Consider the following 15,246-nt stretch of genomic DNA (forward strand, 5'->3'; position numbering starts at 1 on the left):
CTCATCTAATTGAAATCTTTCATTTTTATCAAACTAAACGAATATATTTATATTATTCCAAGTCTTTTGAAGGTGGTGTTTTATGTATCCAGTTTATAAATATATCGGAAAACGTGAAGAATGCGAAGAAGTCAATTTAACCTTCCCTCCTCAACACCAAGATCAACAGCCAGGATTCGAATACTTAATGCAGCCACGCCCTATCTCAGAAAATCCATATGCAACATCAAGTCAGAAGTTAAAAGATAAGGTTGCGATTATTACAGGTGGTGATTCTGGAATTGGTCGGGCTGTTGCCTATCTTTTTGCTCGTGAAGGAGCAGATATTGTCATTGCCTATCTTGATGAACATATTGATGCGAAAGAAACACAACAACATATATTAGAGCTCGGGCGAGATTGTATCCTTGTTCCAGGCGACTTAAGCAAAAAAGAAATGGCAAGTGAAGTCGTGCGTCGAGCACTTAATCGCTTTGGACAAATCGATATTCTTGTGAATAACCACGCCGTTCAATTCATAACAGATAGTATTTTAAATATTAGCGAAGAACAACTGGATCGAACTTTTAAAACAAATATCTACTCTTTCTTTTATATGACACAAGCGGTACTTCCTTATTTAAAGCGGGGAAGCACTATTATTAACACCACGTCAGTAACAGCTTACGAGGGAAATAAGCATTTAATTGATTATAGTGCAACAAAAGGCGCTATCCTTACTTTCACTCGTTCACTTTCCCAATCTCTAGTTGAGAAAGGCATTCGTGTTAACGGAGTTGCACCCGGCCCAATTTGGACACCACTTCAACCAGCCTCATGGCCAGCAGAAGCGCTTGAAACATTCGGAACAAAAACACCTAAAGTTCCGATGAACAGAGCCGGACAACCCTTTGAAGTGGCACCAGCCTTCCTCTTTTTAGCTAGTGATGATTCAAGTTACATGACCGGGCAGATTCTTCATCCAAACGGTGGAACCATAACAAGTACTTAAAAAAACGGTTAGTCACATTTTGATGGCTAACCGTTTTTTCAAATCCACACTTTACTAAGAGGGGAGAGGAATCGTAATAATAAATTGAAATTGGAATGTATCTGAATCATATTCCCACATCGTCATTCCATCATAGCATTTAGCAACGCGTTCCATATTTTTAATGCCCTATCCATGACAATCCGAATCTTTTTTTCGACTGATTAATCGTTTCTTTTCAACTAACGACTCCTTTGTACAACTATTAATGACCTTTAATACAAGATAAGAGCCATTAAATGTATACATCTGAAGATCGACAAATTTCTCATCACTTCGTTCACAGATTTTAATCGCATTATCTAATAAATTAGTTATTGAACCTCCCACGACTAAAGTCACGAATATTATGCCGACCTTCATAAAAAAACTACCCAAAAGGGTAGCTAAATCGCACTTTTTAACGTTTGTTGAGTCACTAATAACTGTTCTTTTTCAAAAAACTTTAATCGTTCCTCATCGTTAATTAACTCATTTAATTGAATATATGAAAGAAAATTTTTTTTACCATAACGTCGTATCTCCTTAAACAATTCATGACCATGTGTCTGTAAACAATGTGATGAATCAATCATAAAATCACGAAGATATAAATATCGGTAACGAACACTTCCATTAACCGTGTGACCTTCCTTCTTCTCTAGAAGGGCCATTCCTACAACTTCATCCTTAATCTCTAAAACCAAATAATCCTTATCAGAACTTACAATATTTTCATAAATCCATTCCTCATCAACACTACGTCCCTGAAAATTTGTTGGTTGTAATGTATGTCGATGACAATTTAATGAAAAATGAAGTTGATGTAAGGCCTGAATATCTTCTACTGTTGCGATTCGTACTTTCATTATAATCCCTCCCCCTATATTTAAAAAGGCATTCATACCTTATGAGAAAAAATTCTATGAAAGAACTTATTTGACAAAGAAAGTTAAAATTGGATAACTACAGATGAGAGATCTGTTTTCATTGAGAATATCATTTCTCATAGTCTAAAAACGTTAGTTTATCAAAACTTTAAGTTCTTACTACAAAATCTCTAGTACAATTACCCAATATTTCATTACTCTAATAAAAATAGAGATCAATCCATAGATATTTTCCTAGGAAATTTTTTGATAGAATTTGTTTGTAAAGGGATGTCTTAAATTGGATAAAAATAAAATTGTTGTCATAACTAGTTGAGCTCATAGTATTGTTAAACTTTTATTACTTAAATAATCTAACCCTAACACCCATATTTAGGAATTTGATTACTTAGAAATTATTCAAATTTCAACTCTCATCAAATAAACCTTTGTGATATTAATACAATCAATCAAAAAGCACCTATAGAAATAACAACGATTAAATAAAAAATCGGTGCCTAAAGCCAGCTGATTTTCAACATAAAACTGATCCTAATATTAACATTAAGCATAATAAAATATACGCGACTACTAATCCTTGAAATATTCGTTTAATCAACCCATCACTCATCAAATCGCCCTCCTTCTCTAATTATAAGAGAAAGAGAAAATACTCATTCGATTTCCGACAAAAACTATCTATTTTTGTACATGACATTGCTTCGGAACCAAGAACATTCGACAAGAAACGTTTTTCAAGAAAAATGCACCAACCATTGCAAGAATCAAGAATAATAATAAGAAACCACCACTTCGTGTCTCTGAATAACCTAAAACTAAAATTAATAATACCTCATGAACTAAATATAACTCTGTAGCTGCATATCCAATCATAGCAAATACTCGTGATCGACACTGCAACTTCATCAATATACATAAAACTAATATTAAAAATATATAAGGTACCAGCGGAGAAATGAACATAAATCCTCTCAGGTATAGTAAATAAATCCCACTAAACGAAACCAATGAACCTATAAAAAGGCCCAGTAAATATTCACGTATCAAACGGAATAAATATTTTTTATATTTAGCAACAAATACACCGACTAAGAAGCAAAACGCAATACTAAAATTCCATCTGGCGGCCAAACTAATCCCAATATAAATTACACTGAACGATAATAATAAGTTCATTTTAAACTTTGTTCGATAACTTAGATAAAATGCGATATAAAAATAAAGAAGTGCACCGATTAACCAGGCACTTGTTCTATCTGAAAAATGAAAACTCACTGTCTGATATAACATGCCCTTCAAACTATCATGACCACCCATTGAAATATTCACAAGTGCACCTAAGAAATTACAAACTAAAAACACACAGACAATTCGAATCACTTGATGAAAAATAAACCCTCTTAAATAACGTCGGTTATTCATATATTGAGTCATTGCCTCAAACCCGCAAATAAATAAAAATAGCGTCACTCCTAGTATCCCGCTTCTTGAAATACTAATGGTGAAAAGATTTTGATTTACTAATCGATCACATAAACTTTGAAAAATAATTAATAACATGGAGAATCCTTTTACTACTTCGATATTCGTACGATTTAAAAAAGCATATCCCTCACGTCCCCAAATGTATGAACGTACTGATAAAAGTAGCGGGGCTATCCCAAAAATTAATAAATAAAGCACCCAACTCTGTGATAATCGAATCATACTCTCTCTCCCTTCTTACAAAATTATATCTTATTTAGTAAATAGTGTAAAAATAAAAAAGACAGCTTTCGCTGTCTTCTTACTTACCTGATGAACCAAGCGCACCTGTTCCACGCTCAGATTCAATTTTTAATAAGTCTTCATAACTCATTTCTTCAATCTGAAGCTTAGGAACTTCTACCATCATACACTGGCAAATTCCTTTTTCATAAGGATAAACAATACATCCTTCAAACTGATCTTTAACAGACTCCTTTGCAATCACTAAAGACTTTGTATTATGGTTCGTTAAAGCAATAAACCACTCACCGCGATATCCTGAATCGATGACCGAATTGTTAACCTAACAACTTTTTATTTGTTAGTTCTTACACTTTTCCATCGTGTAAGTCCAGCATACATTTTCACCCTCGACTTTACGTTAGGGTGGTGGAGGCTCTTGGGTAGATTATTGCAATCCCTAACTTACGCTCACTACCTATGCGTTACGGACTATATTAGGTATTATAGCCCTCGGTATTATCCAATAAATTGGTGGACTTCACCGATACACCCCACTTTATTACCTAACTATTTCTAATTAGGATGGCGTTCATTATATAGCTTTAAAAATTCAACACATTTAAGATATTTCCTATTTAACCTTAAATTTTCTGAATCATTATATAGCATTTGTATAAATTTAATCTTCTCACTATTTTTACGAATAATCAAATTATAAAAATCATATTTATACTTTTCTTTTCTATTATCTAACCTTACATAACTTTCAATCCCATGAATTCTAAGAAAGTTTTGAAAAGCATGCATTGTACATTCATTCCCACAGATAGATATTATCCAATTACTTGGATTCACTTTTCCACAAAGATAAATTGAACCATCTCCATCAAAATAACCACGTAAATAATGCCACATGAGTTGATTATCTATAAAATAAGGTACATATATCCATGTTTTTCGCTGAACTATATTATATTTCTCTAGATCATTTACAATTTTATCACTATTAATCTGTAAAGATATATATTTATTCTTAATAATAGGTTTATACTCTGCTTCTGTATAGTAAAGAAAAGAGTCAATTATTTCCCGATCTTTTATATTAAATTGAAAGGATAACATCTTTAACTTATTTGGATTTTGTTGATAATAGACACATCCATCTGAAGCAATTATCCCTAGAAAATATGCTTTATCTTTTGTGTCTATATTGAAAAAATAATCCTCATTTATATAGTATCTCCTACACGTCTTTCCACTTAAATTATTGATTCTCCATGTTTTAGTAATAAGTGATTTAGAAACTCCTAACTCTTTACTTATAGTAATTGCCTTTTTTAAATGATAACTTTCTAAAACATAGTTTACTTCTTCTTTCGTTAAAGAGTTTCTATATTCATTCCTAAACCCAATAGATTTAGCATATTTGAGAATCGTTTTCTTACTAACTCTATAATGCTCTGCCATCAATGTTGATGATTTTAACTGATTATACAATTTAATAAATTCCTCTTTATCTTGTGGTTTCCATGAAATATCTTTCTTTAAAGTATTTCTATAATTTATCTTTTGAGCATAAGAATATATTTTTCGAACACTAACCCCATAATATTCTGACATATTTTTACCAGATTTTAATTTTTGGTAATTAGCAATAAATTCATTCTTATCTGGATTAAATTCATAGTTCTGCATGTATAATCTCCTATCAATCTATATAATAATTGATAAATAAAATCAATTACATTAAGCAAGTCTAAGTTAAAAACTTAAAACACGCTAACATAATCTGACCATATAAGTCAAAATTTTTTCTACTTCATTATATGGTTATAATGAGATTATACTGTGTTAGTTATATAAATTTTATTCACCACATCTTTGGCCGATTCCTTTTGATCCTGTTGAGCCACGCTCTTTAATAATTGCGACATAATCACTTGAAAATGCTGATGCAATTCCTGTTGGAACTAACACCGTCTCATGAGGTTCAACCTTCATGTAATCCTCTTCAAAACAAGCATAAATATCAAATGCTCCATCTTCAACACGTTTTGATGGAATAATTGCTTCCGGTTTTACCTTCGCAAAATAAATCAACTGACTCATTCTTAAACTCCTTCTCTTACCTTGCATTATATGAATAGGAATCACTAAACTCTCAATCTTGAATTAAGCTACTTACCATATAAACCTGCTTCTATTAATAATTTTCTAATAGACATACTTGCCCTTCTTGTAACGACTTTTGGATATCAATAATTCGCTGATTACTGCTTCCTCTAAATCGTAGTTTTAAATTTTTTAAATTTTCAACAAATGGACCATCCACTAATACATCACGATGCATTAAAATGGCACGCGTCTTTGGATGTGCCATAATCTCTTCAAACGTATATCCTGAATAAATCCAGATATTTTGCTTCGTCTCTTGCTTAATTCGCTGCACTAAATTAAGTAAATCATTATCTCGAACTTGATCCATTGGTTCGCCACCAAGGATTGTTACGCCATGTACATTAGGATTCGTCAGGTGGTTTATAAATTGATCCTCTACCTCTTTAGTCCACGGATGACCGTACCTAAAATGTTTATAATCTTGATTAAAACAACCTTCACAACAATGGGTACATCCAGATACAAATAAACTTGAACGAATACCAGTTCCATTAGCAGTATCAAATTTTCGAATTTGTGCATAATACATCAAAATCACCACATTTCCTGTTCTTAACTACTATAAGTTTATCATATCTGTGACATACTTACCTAACGATAAGCTAAGGAAAACAGAGCCAAATTGGCTCTGTTTTCTTATCTGTATCACAAATAGAAGCCATCATTACAGTAGAAATGAAACTCCTACTCATAATATACTCATTTTCATCAGCTATATACAAATAGATATCTAATTTATACTAGCCTTTTAGCTTATAAATGAAGTACACGACTCTTAATTTCCGCTGTTTTCCCTTTATTCCAGAAATTGTCTCCTAAATACCCACACGTGCGGCGAATAACATTCATCTTCGCCTGATCTTTATTATGACAGTTTGGACATTCCCATGTTAAATCATCATTGATAATAATTTCACCCTCAAAGTGACAAACATGACAACAATCCGACTTCGTATTAAACTCAGCATATTGAATATTATGATAAATATAATTCACTAACTGCTTTAATGCTTCTAAGTTATGCGACATATTTGGGATTTCAATATATGAAATACATCCTCCTGTTGAAATTGGCTGGAACTGAGATTCAAACTGTAATTTCGAGAATGCATCAATTTCCTCACGAACATCGACGTGATAAGAATTCGTATAGTATCCTTTATCCGTCACGTCCTTAATTTCACCGAATTTCTGTAAATCAATCTTCGCAAAACGATAACATAAAGATTCAGCTGGACTTCCATATAAACCAAATCCAATTCCCGTTTGTTGTTTCCATAATTTTGTCGCTTCCTCTAGACGTTTCATCACTTTTAGAGCGAATGCTTCTCCATCAGGATGCACGTGTGACACTCCTGTCATCAGTTTTGTTACTTCGTATAATCCAATATATCCTAATGAAATGGTTGAATATCCATCCATAAGCAGGGGATCAATGACCGCACCTTGTGGTAAACGGGCAATGGCACCGTACTGCCAATGAATTGGAGACTCATCCGATAACGTTCCTTTTAACGCATTGTGACGGCACATTAACGCCTCATAACATAAATCTAAACGGTTATCAAGCAAGTTCCAGAACCTGTCCTCGTCCCCAGCTGCAACAATTCCAATCTGAGGTAAATTTAAGCTCACAACCCCTTGATTAAAGCGTCCTTCAAACTTATACTCTCCATTCTCATCTTTCCATGGAGATAAGAAACTACGACACAAGTGAGGTGTACATTTCTATACTGGTTACCCACTCTGACTATATCTTCGCTCAGGACTCCCACATCCATCATCGCGCCTTGCACTTCCAATGGGTGCATCTCCCACTGTACTCTACTCACTTACTCACCCTCAAAGAGAGCTACGCTTTCGATAGTCGATTGACTTTCCATTCAAAAATGAATGGCTTAGCACTGGATTACCATATGTTACAACACTTAGGCTTCCCAGTTAGCACATCCTTAAACAGTCATTTCCTACTGTTCCATTAAAAATGTAGAATGCACACCTGTTACGCACATAACAGTTCACAAGGTTTTACATGAGCCGTTCCTTGACCCATTGGGCTAAACACATTTCCTTCGTAAATTTTTCTCATCTCTTTAGCAGAAATATAATCTGGATATAAACGTTTCGAACTACACTCAACCGCTAATTCCGTAATGTAATCATACTTCCCACCTTCTAAGCAGTTATGTTCATGAAGAACATAAACTAACTTAGGGAACGTTGGCGTCGCATAAATTCCTTTTTCATTTTTAATTCCTTGAATACGTTGCTTCAAGATCTCTTCAATAATTAAAGCAACCTCTTCAGCATATTCATCAGTTTCATCTAAATTTAAAAATAATGTAACAAATGGGCTTTGCATTCCCTACTCCCTTATTTCTAAGGGGACTGACTATCTCTTCATCCGTTCTGGATGGGTGGCGCTTCGGAAAAAGGAGTTTCACCTCTAACCTACTCCCTAACGGGATAGTCGATACACCTTCCTTAAATTATAATCAATCTAGCTTCAAGCTCTTACCTTTCTATCAAATCTTCTAGCATCAATAAACTCAAAAATTGAGTTTTGACCACTAGTTACAGCTTGTATAAAAATCTAAGCGTCACTTTTAGCTTTTTAAGGCTTGGCACGATATTGACATATTACTCTATAATTTTAAAATTAACACCATTATATCTACACTCTGTTTTATTTTTTAGGCATCTACATAGGTTTCCATTATATTTACCATTTTTTGAAGTAGCTACTTCAGCATCTCTTAATGATGAATATATTTGACCTGTATCCACATTCATAATTTTTCTTTTTTTTATTTTAGATTTATTTTTAGGATCTACTATATTTTGATTTTCATCTATCCATCTAAATACTAAACCACCCGTGCTGCCTCTATTTCCTCGACAAACTGCACATATATGAGAAACATTCAACTTTAATATCTTAGCAACTTCCATAGCACATGAATATTTTTCTCCTGTGGTTATACATATCAATGGTTTTGAGCTAGCACTTAGTTCTCCAGTTTTTCCAAAAGAATGATTTAAAGCCCCCATTTGTGCTCTACCTATTTTTTCTTTTGTCTGTGCTGAGTGAGAACCAATAGAATCTCCTCCACCTTTTAAATTGTAACCCCAGCCACCTTCAACTAGCGAATTAAATTTCTTAATGTAAAATAATTCTTTTTGATTTAATTCATCTAGAGAGTCTGCCGTATCAATCAACTCTGTTGTGAAGTTTTCCCATCCATACTTTTTAATCGCACGAGCCAATGGAAAGTTTTCTGTATGCTTAAAATTTGGAGAGTTCTTATGGGCTATAAATCTTTTATTTAAATCCCTAGTAGTTTGACCTATATAAACTTTTTCATTTATTATATTCGTAATTTTATAGATATACACGGGTATTTACCTCTAATCAAAAATTATAGGGTAACTTAGCGTTCATCGTTAGCATTTCCAATTACTCAATCTAGCTTCAAGTCGCAACTCGTCTATAAAATCTCTTTTCTCCACATTTCTCACTTAATGTGAAAGAATCAAAAGTTCAATTTTTACGCCGAACTAACCAGAATCTTAGATTCTGATTGGAAACACACCCTACATTTGTAGGTTCACCACCTGTTCACTTAATTATTCCTAATTAAGGCGACCAACATTAACCGTTTGTTGTCATTAATGTATTAATTTGGTATTGAATCGTTTGAACACCTGATGCTAATTCTTTCGCCATTAATGCTTCGACTGTTTGTGAAAGTTCAGCCTTTGAAGAAATAACATCTTCTAACATCGCCACATACTTATCACGGCTTCGTCTTAAATATTTTCCAAGATGGCGGATATCGATTGATTGTCCTCCGTACTGACTACTAGCTACCTGCGCGATAATTTGCGTCATAACCGTACAAGCGACTTGAAAACTTTTTGGACTTTCAATCATTCGCTTATTAATAACCGTTCCGTTATCTAGCATATCTTTAATGTCAATCAAGCAGCAGTTGAAGATCGATTGCATGAAATATAGGAATAGGTAAGGCTTTGAAGTTATCTCTACCTTTTCCCCTCCTCCACACCGTACGTGAGACTTTCGTACTCATACGGCGTTCCATCAATAAGATTTATTGGGTCATAGCAGTAACCCTAATTTGATTTAAATGTAACTTTTTACGAAGTTCATTAGTATACGATTTATTAATCTTTCCACCAAAGTTTTTAATCAAACCAATATATTTCATGATTGTTTCATCAGTTTTTGCATGCAATAGTTTATGTGCTAAAGGATTTATAAGAACTAAATTTTGATAATGGTCTTCACCACCATCTTTCTTTGCTACTTTGTGATGTATCTCAAAACCTTCTGAAAGTGGTAGATTTGTTACAGGGCAATTACCATACTGACTTGTGTAGAGACTCAAGGCATGAACTGAAACTAAAGAGTTCACCCATTGGGAGTTACAATAGTTTTCAATTAATCTTCTGCCAGCAGAGTTATCCCATTTTAGTTCCTTATACCAGTAGTTGACTAAATCATCCCTTATGTATGGACTAATATTAGGATTTCTTTGAGCCAGTCTCTTCTGTTTAATTGCCCAGATTGGACATAAAGCAATACCCTCGACAGATATGAATGTCTTTCCATTATATTCAGAATATTTCCTATTAATTAGTTCACTACGTTTCTTAGCTTCCTTAAGTGAAATCTTTTTAAGTTTCCCATGGTAGGTTGCTAATCTCTTAAGTTTACCAAAAATTCTATAATGGACTTCACCCATGTCTTTTGATGGATAAGTGCTGAGTTGGCAATAATTTTGCCATCCCATGATTGTCGTGTTAATCCGCTTCATTATCTGAGGCTTATTCGCCCCTTGTTTAAGCAGACTGTTCAGTAGTGTTCTGTACTTCTCTACCATTTCATCCAATTTATCTCTACTTACTCTTACTTGCAGGATACATCGACTTTTATTTCCTTTATTTTTAACATTAGTACGTCTTTTCTTGTACTTCTGTTTGGTATCTATTGCCTTAAGTTCAAATCCAAGGAATTTACTTTTCATTTTCCTAAGATTTATGATTTTTGATTTGGTTTCACTTATTTCTAAGTGAAGCCTCTTCTCAATAAACTGTTTAACACCATGAAACCATTTGATTGCTTCTTTATAATTTGATGTGAAAATTTTAAAATCATCTGCATATCGAACAATAAATCCTGTTTTCAAGGTTTTCCATTTTCGAATGTACTTTGAGTTTCCTTTGGTCTTCTTACCTGGGATGTAATTCGGATTAGGACTTTTGTTCTTATACTGTAGTTCTTTGTAGAACTCATCTTTCGTCTTATTACTGTGGCAGTGAGATTGAAAATCTTCCCATTGTTTAGCTACCCAATGGTCTAATTCATTCAGAACAATGTTGCTTAGTAAAGGCGATAGAACTCCACCTTGAGGTGTCCCTTTTGTTGGGATAACTCCATCTACAGGGGATTTTATTATCTTCTTGACTAACATAAGTACTTGTTTATCTCTGATACCTAAGTTCCACATTTGTTTGATTAGTCTATTATGATGCACATTATCAAAGAAACCTTTGATGTCTATGTCAACACAGTACGTGCATCGAGCATTCACAACTAAGTGGTGACACCTTGCGATGGCTTCTCCTACGCCTCTGGTAGGTCTAAACCCATAACTATGTTTATAGAACTTTCCTTCACAGTAAGGCTCTAAGACTTGTTTAATCATTTGTTGGACTAGCTTGTCAATTGCATTAGGAATTCCTAATGGACGAAGTTTACCATTGCTCTTGGGAATGTATACCCTTCTTACCCCCGAACTCTTGTAGTCATCAATAAGTTCACATACTTTATGATGTAGTTCATCTATTGAATTAGATTTAAGCATTTGGGAGAAAGTAATTCCATCGATACCCGCAGTATCAGCACCTTTATTGGCTTTGATACATCTTATAGCTATAAGCATATTGCGTTTATCTTTGATTATTGGAATTAAGTTCTTAACATTAATGTTATTCGTGCTTTTATGGTATAAATCTTCGTATACCTCTGACATGCCATAGTAATCAGCCGATTTAAAGAACTGTATCCTCGTTGTTTGAGCATATTCGGGCTTCATTTTGGTTCCGCCCCTCTTTTTCGTAACTGATTTATGACTCAATTCTGCTATTTTTTGCTTATCTTATTGACTTGGGGCCTTCGCTCCACTACTTATTATCATAGTTTCGTCGCTACTACACCCCTACTGCCACTTCTTCAAAGAGAATTTCAACCGGAGTCTTATATCTCACCATCACCTCTAACAAAGGCTATATAGATGTAAGAAGCTTCAAACGTTCCACATTACTTAGCTTAATGATTGATTTAGGTGCTTCCTATTGCCCTGCAAGCTTGATACCCGCCATAAGGGTATATGGAGTTTCGCCAAGACTAAGAACTACTAATCCACACTTACTACCCATTGCTTTCACAAAGAGTATGTATACCTTTCGATATACCCGACATTAAGGACAGTACATTCGGAAGTTCGTCAGACTAAATATTATGTTCATATTTTATGTCATTCTCACCATGTCAATCGCCACCCGTGCTATGCCTACATAGTCACCTCTGACTTATTTTTCCTCACCATTACGTGTTAGGGTAGGTTTCACTCGTCTTTACCCGGCTTCACACACTCTCATTTGTTAGCTAAGAGTGCATGCGGGAGGTCTCAGTGTACCCCTTCGAGCTTTATTGGCGCTCTCATTTGAGTTATCAGTAATGTAGTTAGAGTAATTTATTTACTCCTTCAAATCCCATCAAGTAGTTAGGCTACTTGAGTTTCTTGAAAACGTTTCACACAATCCATATCATGAAAGTGTAAGACTCCCTCATCATGAGCCTGCACGATACGTGCCGGCAACTTCTTACGTCGCGTAATATCCTTTGACACTTCTCCCGCGATTAAATCACGCTGAGTAGAAGCCATCATTGGATTCTTATTCGAGTTTTCATTCATGACCTCTTCATTACTTAAATCAATCAAACTTAAAATACTATCATCTGTTGTATTCGTTTCACGCTTAAACTGTTGAATCGCACGATATCCTTCATAGGCTTTCGCTGTCAACTCATGACCATTCTCAATTAACTTTAAATACACATACGTTTCAATTTGAAAAATGGTTGGCGTTGTTTGTAAATGTTCAAATGTTAAATTGATCTCATGGGCAATCTTCTTTGCGATTTCCTTATCAATTACTCCACTTCCATATTTCATTGCTTTCAATATGGCCTGATAAATCTTCGACTCATCAAAGGCTACATGAGTTCCATCACGTTTAATCACTTCTCGCACAGTAAACACCCCTTTACACATAAAAATCTCCATCTTTTGAACGTCTCATTTTAGCGAAAAAGGACAAAAGATGAAGATTTAATATAACCATCTTACTAAAAAAAAACGTAAGATTCAAGCAAAGTATTCATGTAAATTTTGAGCATTATTTTCATTATTTTTGAAAACATTTACTACTTTACTTTTTTTGTTTTTATGTTATTCAAAGCATTTAAGACAAAGAAAAACAATATTATTTTATGTTTGTCTTTTAATGTTTATTCAATTATTTTTTTAATCCCTTGATGGGTAAAATAAGTGCAATTGCAATAAAAATTACGCCAACAATAGCCAGTCCTTCATATCCCATTTTAAACACTGATGGATATTTGTCTGACACATGAAATAGTGTTAATTTACCTAAATTAAGCACCTCAAAAAATCCTTTATCAGCTAACCATCCATAGCTCATTGAAAATAAAAAGGCACCAACTAATCCACCTAAAACCGCACTAATAGCTTTTTTAAATCCGCCTGTCATCGCACCAGCGACACATGTTCCAGGACAAGTCCCAACTCCTCCAAATCCTAAACCAAAAATTAATCCACCGATAACAACACCTAAGTGTGTTGGTTTTACATTTAAATGCGCAGGATCAAACCATCCAATCGTATAAAATAACGCAACTAAAACACTCGCCAATCCAATCGCAAATAAAATAATTTTCATTAACGTTAAATTACGTAAACTTAACATCGATAATAAATTATCCATATTAGCAGCTCCTACTTTATAAAGGGCAAATCCAAAAAATCCACCTAATAAAATAGCTAATACAATCATCATTTACATTCCCACCTTTCTTGAACGAATCTTAGTTATAATTAAAGCGGTTGGAATCGCAACTATGAAAACCGACGCCGCAAACACATAGCCGCTCACACTACTTTGCATCATTCCACTCATCATATGACCACTTGTACATCCACCAGCCATACGGGCTCCAAATAACAATAAAATTCCTCCAATAAACGGTAACACATACGTACGCCATACTGATGATTTAATAGTACAAGTTGTATTCTCACGACGTGATTCACGGCGCTTAGAATCTAAAGCATAGCCAATCATCCCACCAACCGGAATCGCTAACACAAATACAAAATTATAATTCCATGGATGTTCAATTTCTTCAGCAATCTTCCCATCATCTTTTTGATAATATGCATTCTGTTCTAAAGCATCTTTATCAATTACCGTATGAATAATCCCACTTAATACACTAAATTGCGTTGAAACGCCAACTGGCTTCACTAACCAAACTGCTATAAAAAATGATAACGATAAAAGAATTGCACTCTTCACCCAATTTGGTAACTTCATGATTCATTCACTCCTTTTTTTGTAACTTATAGTACTAGTATATATAAAATAAAAAAACCATTCCGTGACAAAGTCACACAATGGTTAATGCCATCTATTTTTTGATTAAAATTTTTCCACGCTCTAACTTAACCTTTCCTTTTCGCTCAAGCGATTTAAGTGTGCGACTAACCACTTCACGGGTTGAACCAATATCAAAGGCAATTTGTTCATGCGTGCGATATAACAATCCACCACGACTATGCTCTTGTAAATAATCAATCACACGCTGCTCAATACTATTAAACGTCACATTTTCAACCACTTGTATCACACTTAAAAACTTCTCATATAAATTCTTAAAGACAAACTGTAAATACACTGGATGATTCATTAAATACTTTTCAAATAACAAAATCGGTAAAATAACAAGTTCACTATCTTCTTCTACACGGACATAAGCGTGTGTATTACTTTGTGCTAATGCACAAATCACGGTCATAAAACAACTATCACCTTTTCTTAAACGATATAATGTGACTTCACGTCCTTCATCATTTAAGCGATACACACGTAATACGCCACTTTTAATAAATGAAAATCCCCAGCATGCTTCCTCACCATTAATTAATAATTCCCCTGCTTGAACCTTTTTTTGTACTAAATTCCGTTCAATAATTGCTAATGCCTCTTCATCTAACATCTTTAAAAATGGATAATCACTCATTAATCCGTCTAACATGCATCCTCCTCCTTATAAAAAAGGGAGTTTCAAAT

17 protein-coding genes are annotated in these 15,246 nt (G+C 34.1%); 1 reads left to right on the forward strand and 16 read right to left on the reverse strand.

Annotated elements, in window-relative coordinates; genetic code table 11:
- Window positions 1–82: 82 nt before the first annotated feature.
- Complete coding sequence (locus AT726_RS03580) at window positions 83–991, forward strand: SDR family oxidoreductase (RefSeq protein WP_068759052.1); 909 nt, start codon at window positions 83–85, stop codon at window positions 989–991.
- 168 nt (window positions 992–1,159) lie between these two features.
- Here the strand turns inward: AT726_RS03580 and AT726_RS03585 are convergent, their stop codons facing one another.
- From AT726_RS03585 to AT726_RS03660, 16 genes are all read right to left on the reverse strand, one after another.
- Complete coding sequence (locus tag AT726_RS03585; protein ID WP_158508537.1) at window positions 1,160–1,360, reverse strand: GHKL domain-containing protein; 201 nt, start codon at window positions 1,358–1,360, stop codon at window positions 1,160–1,162.
- Window positions 1,361–1,416: 56 nt separating this feature from the next.
- Complete coding sequence (locus AT726_RS03590) at window positions 1,417–1,878, reverse strand: GNAT family N-acetyltransferase (protein ID WP_068759054.1); 462 nt, start codon at window positions 1,876–1,878, stop codon at window positions 1,417–1,419.
- A gap of 699 nt (window positions 1,879–2,577) precedes the next feature.
- Window positions 2,578–3,606, reverse strand: coding sequence for an acyltransferase family protein (locus AT726_RS03595; protein ID WP_068759055.1), 1,029 nt, complete (start codon window positions 3,604–3,606; stop codon window positions 2,578–2,580).
- Between the two features lie 79 nt (window positions 3,607–3,685).
- Window positions 3,686–3,871, reverse strand: a complete 186-nt coding sequence (locus AT726_RS03600; protein ID WP_237252743.1) for a hypothetical protein — start codon at window positions 3,869–3,871, stop codon at window positions 3,686–3,688.
- A 311-nt stretch (window positions 3,872–4,182) separates the two neighbouring features.
- Complete coding sequence (locus AT726_RS03605) at window positions 4,183–5,304, reverse strand: LAGLIDADG family homing endonuclease (protein WP_068759056.1); 1,122 nt, start codon at window positions 5,302–5,304, stop codon at window positions 4,183–4,185.
- Window positions 5,305–5,475: 171 nt separating this feature from the next.
- A complete protein-coding gene (locus AT726_RS03610; RefSeq protein ID WP_237297198.1) occupies window positions 5,476–5,718 on the reverse strand; it encodes a hypothetical protein in 243 nt (80 codons plus the stop codon).
- Window positions 5,719–5,812: 94 nt separating this feature from the next.
- The gene (gene nrdG / locus AT726_RS03615; protein WP_068759057.1) at window positions 5,813–6,316 is read right to left on the reverse strand and encodes an anaerobic ribonucleoside-triphosphate reductase activating protein; all 504 of its coding nucleotides are present in this window, start codon (window positions 6,314–6,316) and stop codon (window positions 5,813–5,815) included.
- Window positions 6,317–6,540: 224 nt separating this feature from the next.
- On the reverse strand, window positions 6,541–7,500 hold the full coding sequence (gene nrdD / locus AT726_RS03620) for an anaerobic ribonucleoside-triphosphate reductase (protein WP_082704870.1): 960 nt from the start codon (window positions 7,498–7,500) through the stop codon (window positions 6,541–6,543).
- Window positions 7,501–7,789: 289 nt separating this feature from the next.
- Window positions 7,790–8,149: an anaerobic ribonucleoside-triphosphate reductase gene (gene nrdD / locus AT726_RS03625; protein WP_068759058.1), complete on the reverse strand. Its 360-nt coding sequence runs from the start codon at window positions 8,147–8,149 to the stop codon at window positions 7,790–7,792.
- A 278-nt stretch (window positions 8,150–8,427) separates the two neighbouring features.
- Window positions 8,428–9,183 (reverse strand): GIY-YIG nuclease family protein, encoded by a 756-nt coding sequence (locus AT726_RS03630; protein ID WP_068759059.1) that lies wholly within the window; start codon window positions 9,181–9,183, stop codon window positions 8,428–8,430.
- Window positions 9,184–9,439: 256 nt separating this feature from the next.
- Window positions 9,440–9,796, reverse strand: a complete 357-nt coding sequence (nrdD, locus tag AT726_RS03635) for an anaerobic ribonucleoside-triphosphate reductase (protein WP_068759060.1) — start codon at window positions 9,794–9,796, stop codon at window positions 9,440–9,442.
- 103 nt (window positions 9,797–9,899) lie between these two features.
- Window positions 9,900–11,906 carry a reverse transcriptase domain-containing protein gene (locus AT726_RS03640; protein ID WP_068759061.1) on the reverse strand — a complete coding sequence of 669 codons (2,007 nt, stop codon included), beginning with the start codon at window positions 11,904–11,906 and terminating at the stop codon, window positions 9,900–9,902.
- Between the two features lie 690 nt (window positions 11,907–12,596).
- Entirely contained in the window at window positions 12,597–13,127 is a 531-nt protein-coding gene (nrdD, locus tag AT726_RS03645; protein WP_237297199.1) for an anaerobic ribonucleoside-triphosphate reductase, read from the reverse strand.
- Between the two features lie 265 nt (window positions 13,128–13,392).
- A complete protein-coding gene (locus AT726_RS03650) occupies window positions 13,393–13,953 on the reverse strand; it encodes a YeeE/YedE thiosulfate transporter family protein (protein ID WP_068759062.1) in 561 nt (186 codons plus the stop codon).
- Window positions 13,954–14,490, reverse strand: a complete 537-nt coding sequence (locus AT726_RS03655; protein ID WP_068759063.1) for a YeeE/YedE thiosulfate transporter family protein — start codon at window positions 14,488–14,490, stop codon at window positions 13,954–13,956.
- Window positions 14,491–14,584: 94 nt separating this feature from the next.
- Window positions 14,585–15,211, reverse strand: coding sequence for a Crp/Fnr family transcriptional regulator (locus tag AT726_RS03660; protein ID WP_068759064.1), 627 nt, complete (start codon window positions 15,209–15,211; stop codon window positions 14,585–14,587).
- Between the last annotated feature and the right edge of the window lie 35 nt (window positions 15,212–15,246).

The sequence above is a fragment of the Turicibacter sp. H121 genome (assembly GCF_001543345.1).
Classification (GTDB): Bacteria; Bacillota_I; Bacilli_A; order MOL361; family Turicibacteraceae; genus Turicibacter; species Turicibacter bilis.

Bases quoted from the DNA above. Each gene is read 5' to 3' on its own strand.
- AT726_RS03580 (WP_068759052.1), top strand. From the start codon at position 83: ATGTATCCAGTTTATAAATATATCGGAAAACGTGAAGAATGCGAAGAA.
- AT726_RS03590 (WP_068759054.1), bottom strand. From the start codon at position 1,878: ATGAAAGTACGAATCGCAACAGTAGAAGATATTCAGGCCTTACATCAA.
- AT726_RS03595 (WP_068759055.1), bottom strand. From the start codon at position 3,606: ATGATTCGATTATCACAGAGTTGGGTGCTTTATTTATTAATTTTTGGG.
- AT726_RS03605 (WP_068759056.1), bottom strand. From the start codon at position 5,304: ATGCAGAACTATGAATTTAATCCAGATAAGAATGAATTTATTGCTAAT.
- AT726_RS03610 (WP_237297198.1), bottom strand. From the start codon at position 5,718: ATGAGTCAGTTGATTTATTTTGCGAAGGTAAAACCGGAAGCAATTATT.
- nrdG (WP_068759057.1), bottom strand. From the start codon at position 6,316: ATGTATTATGCACAAATTCGAAAATTTGATACTGCTAATGGAACTGGT.
- nrdD (WP_068759058.1), bottom strand. From the start codon at position 8,149: ATGCAAAGCCCATTTGTTACATTATTTTTAAATTTAGATGAAACTGAT.
- nrdD (WP_068759060.1), bottom strand. From the start codon at position 9,796: ATGCAATCGATCTTCAACTGCTGCTTGATTGACATTAAAGATATGCTA.
- AT726_RS03640 (WP_068759061.1), bottom strand. From the start codon at position 11,906: ATGAAGCCCGAATATGCTCAAACAACGAGGATACAGTTCTTTAAATCG.
- AT726_RS03650 (WP_068759062.1), bottom strand. From the start codon at position 13,953: ATGATGATTGTATTAGCTATTTTATTAGGTGGATTTTTTGGATTTGCC.
- AT726_RS03655 (WP_068759063.1), bottom strand. From the start codon at position 14,490: ATGAAGTTACCAAATTGGGTGAAGAGTGCAATTCTTTTATCGTTATCA.
- AT726_RS03660 (WP_068759064.1), bottom strand. From the start codon at position 15,211: ATGTTAGACGGATTAATGAGTGATTATCCATTTTTAAAGATGTTAGAT.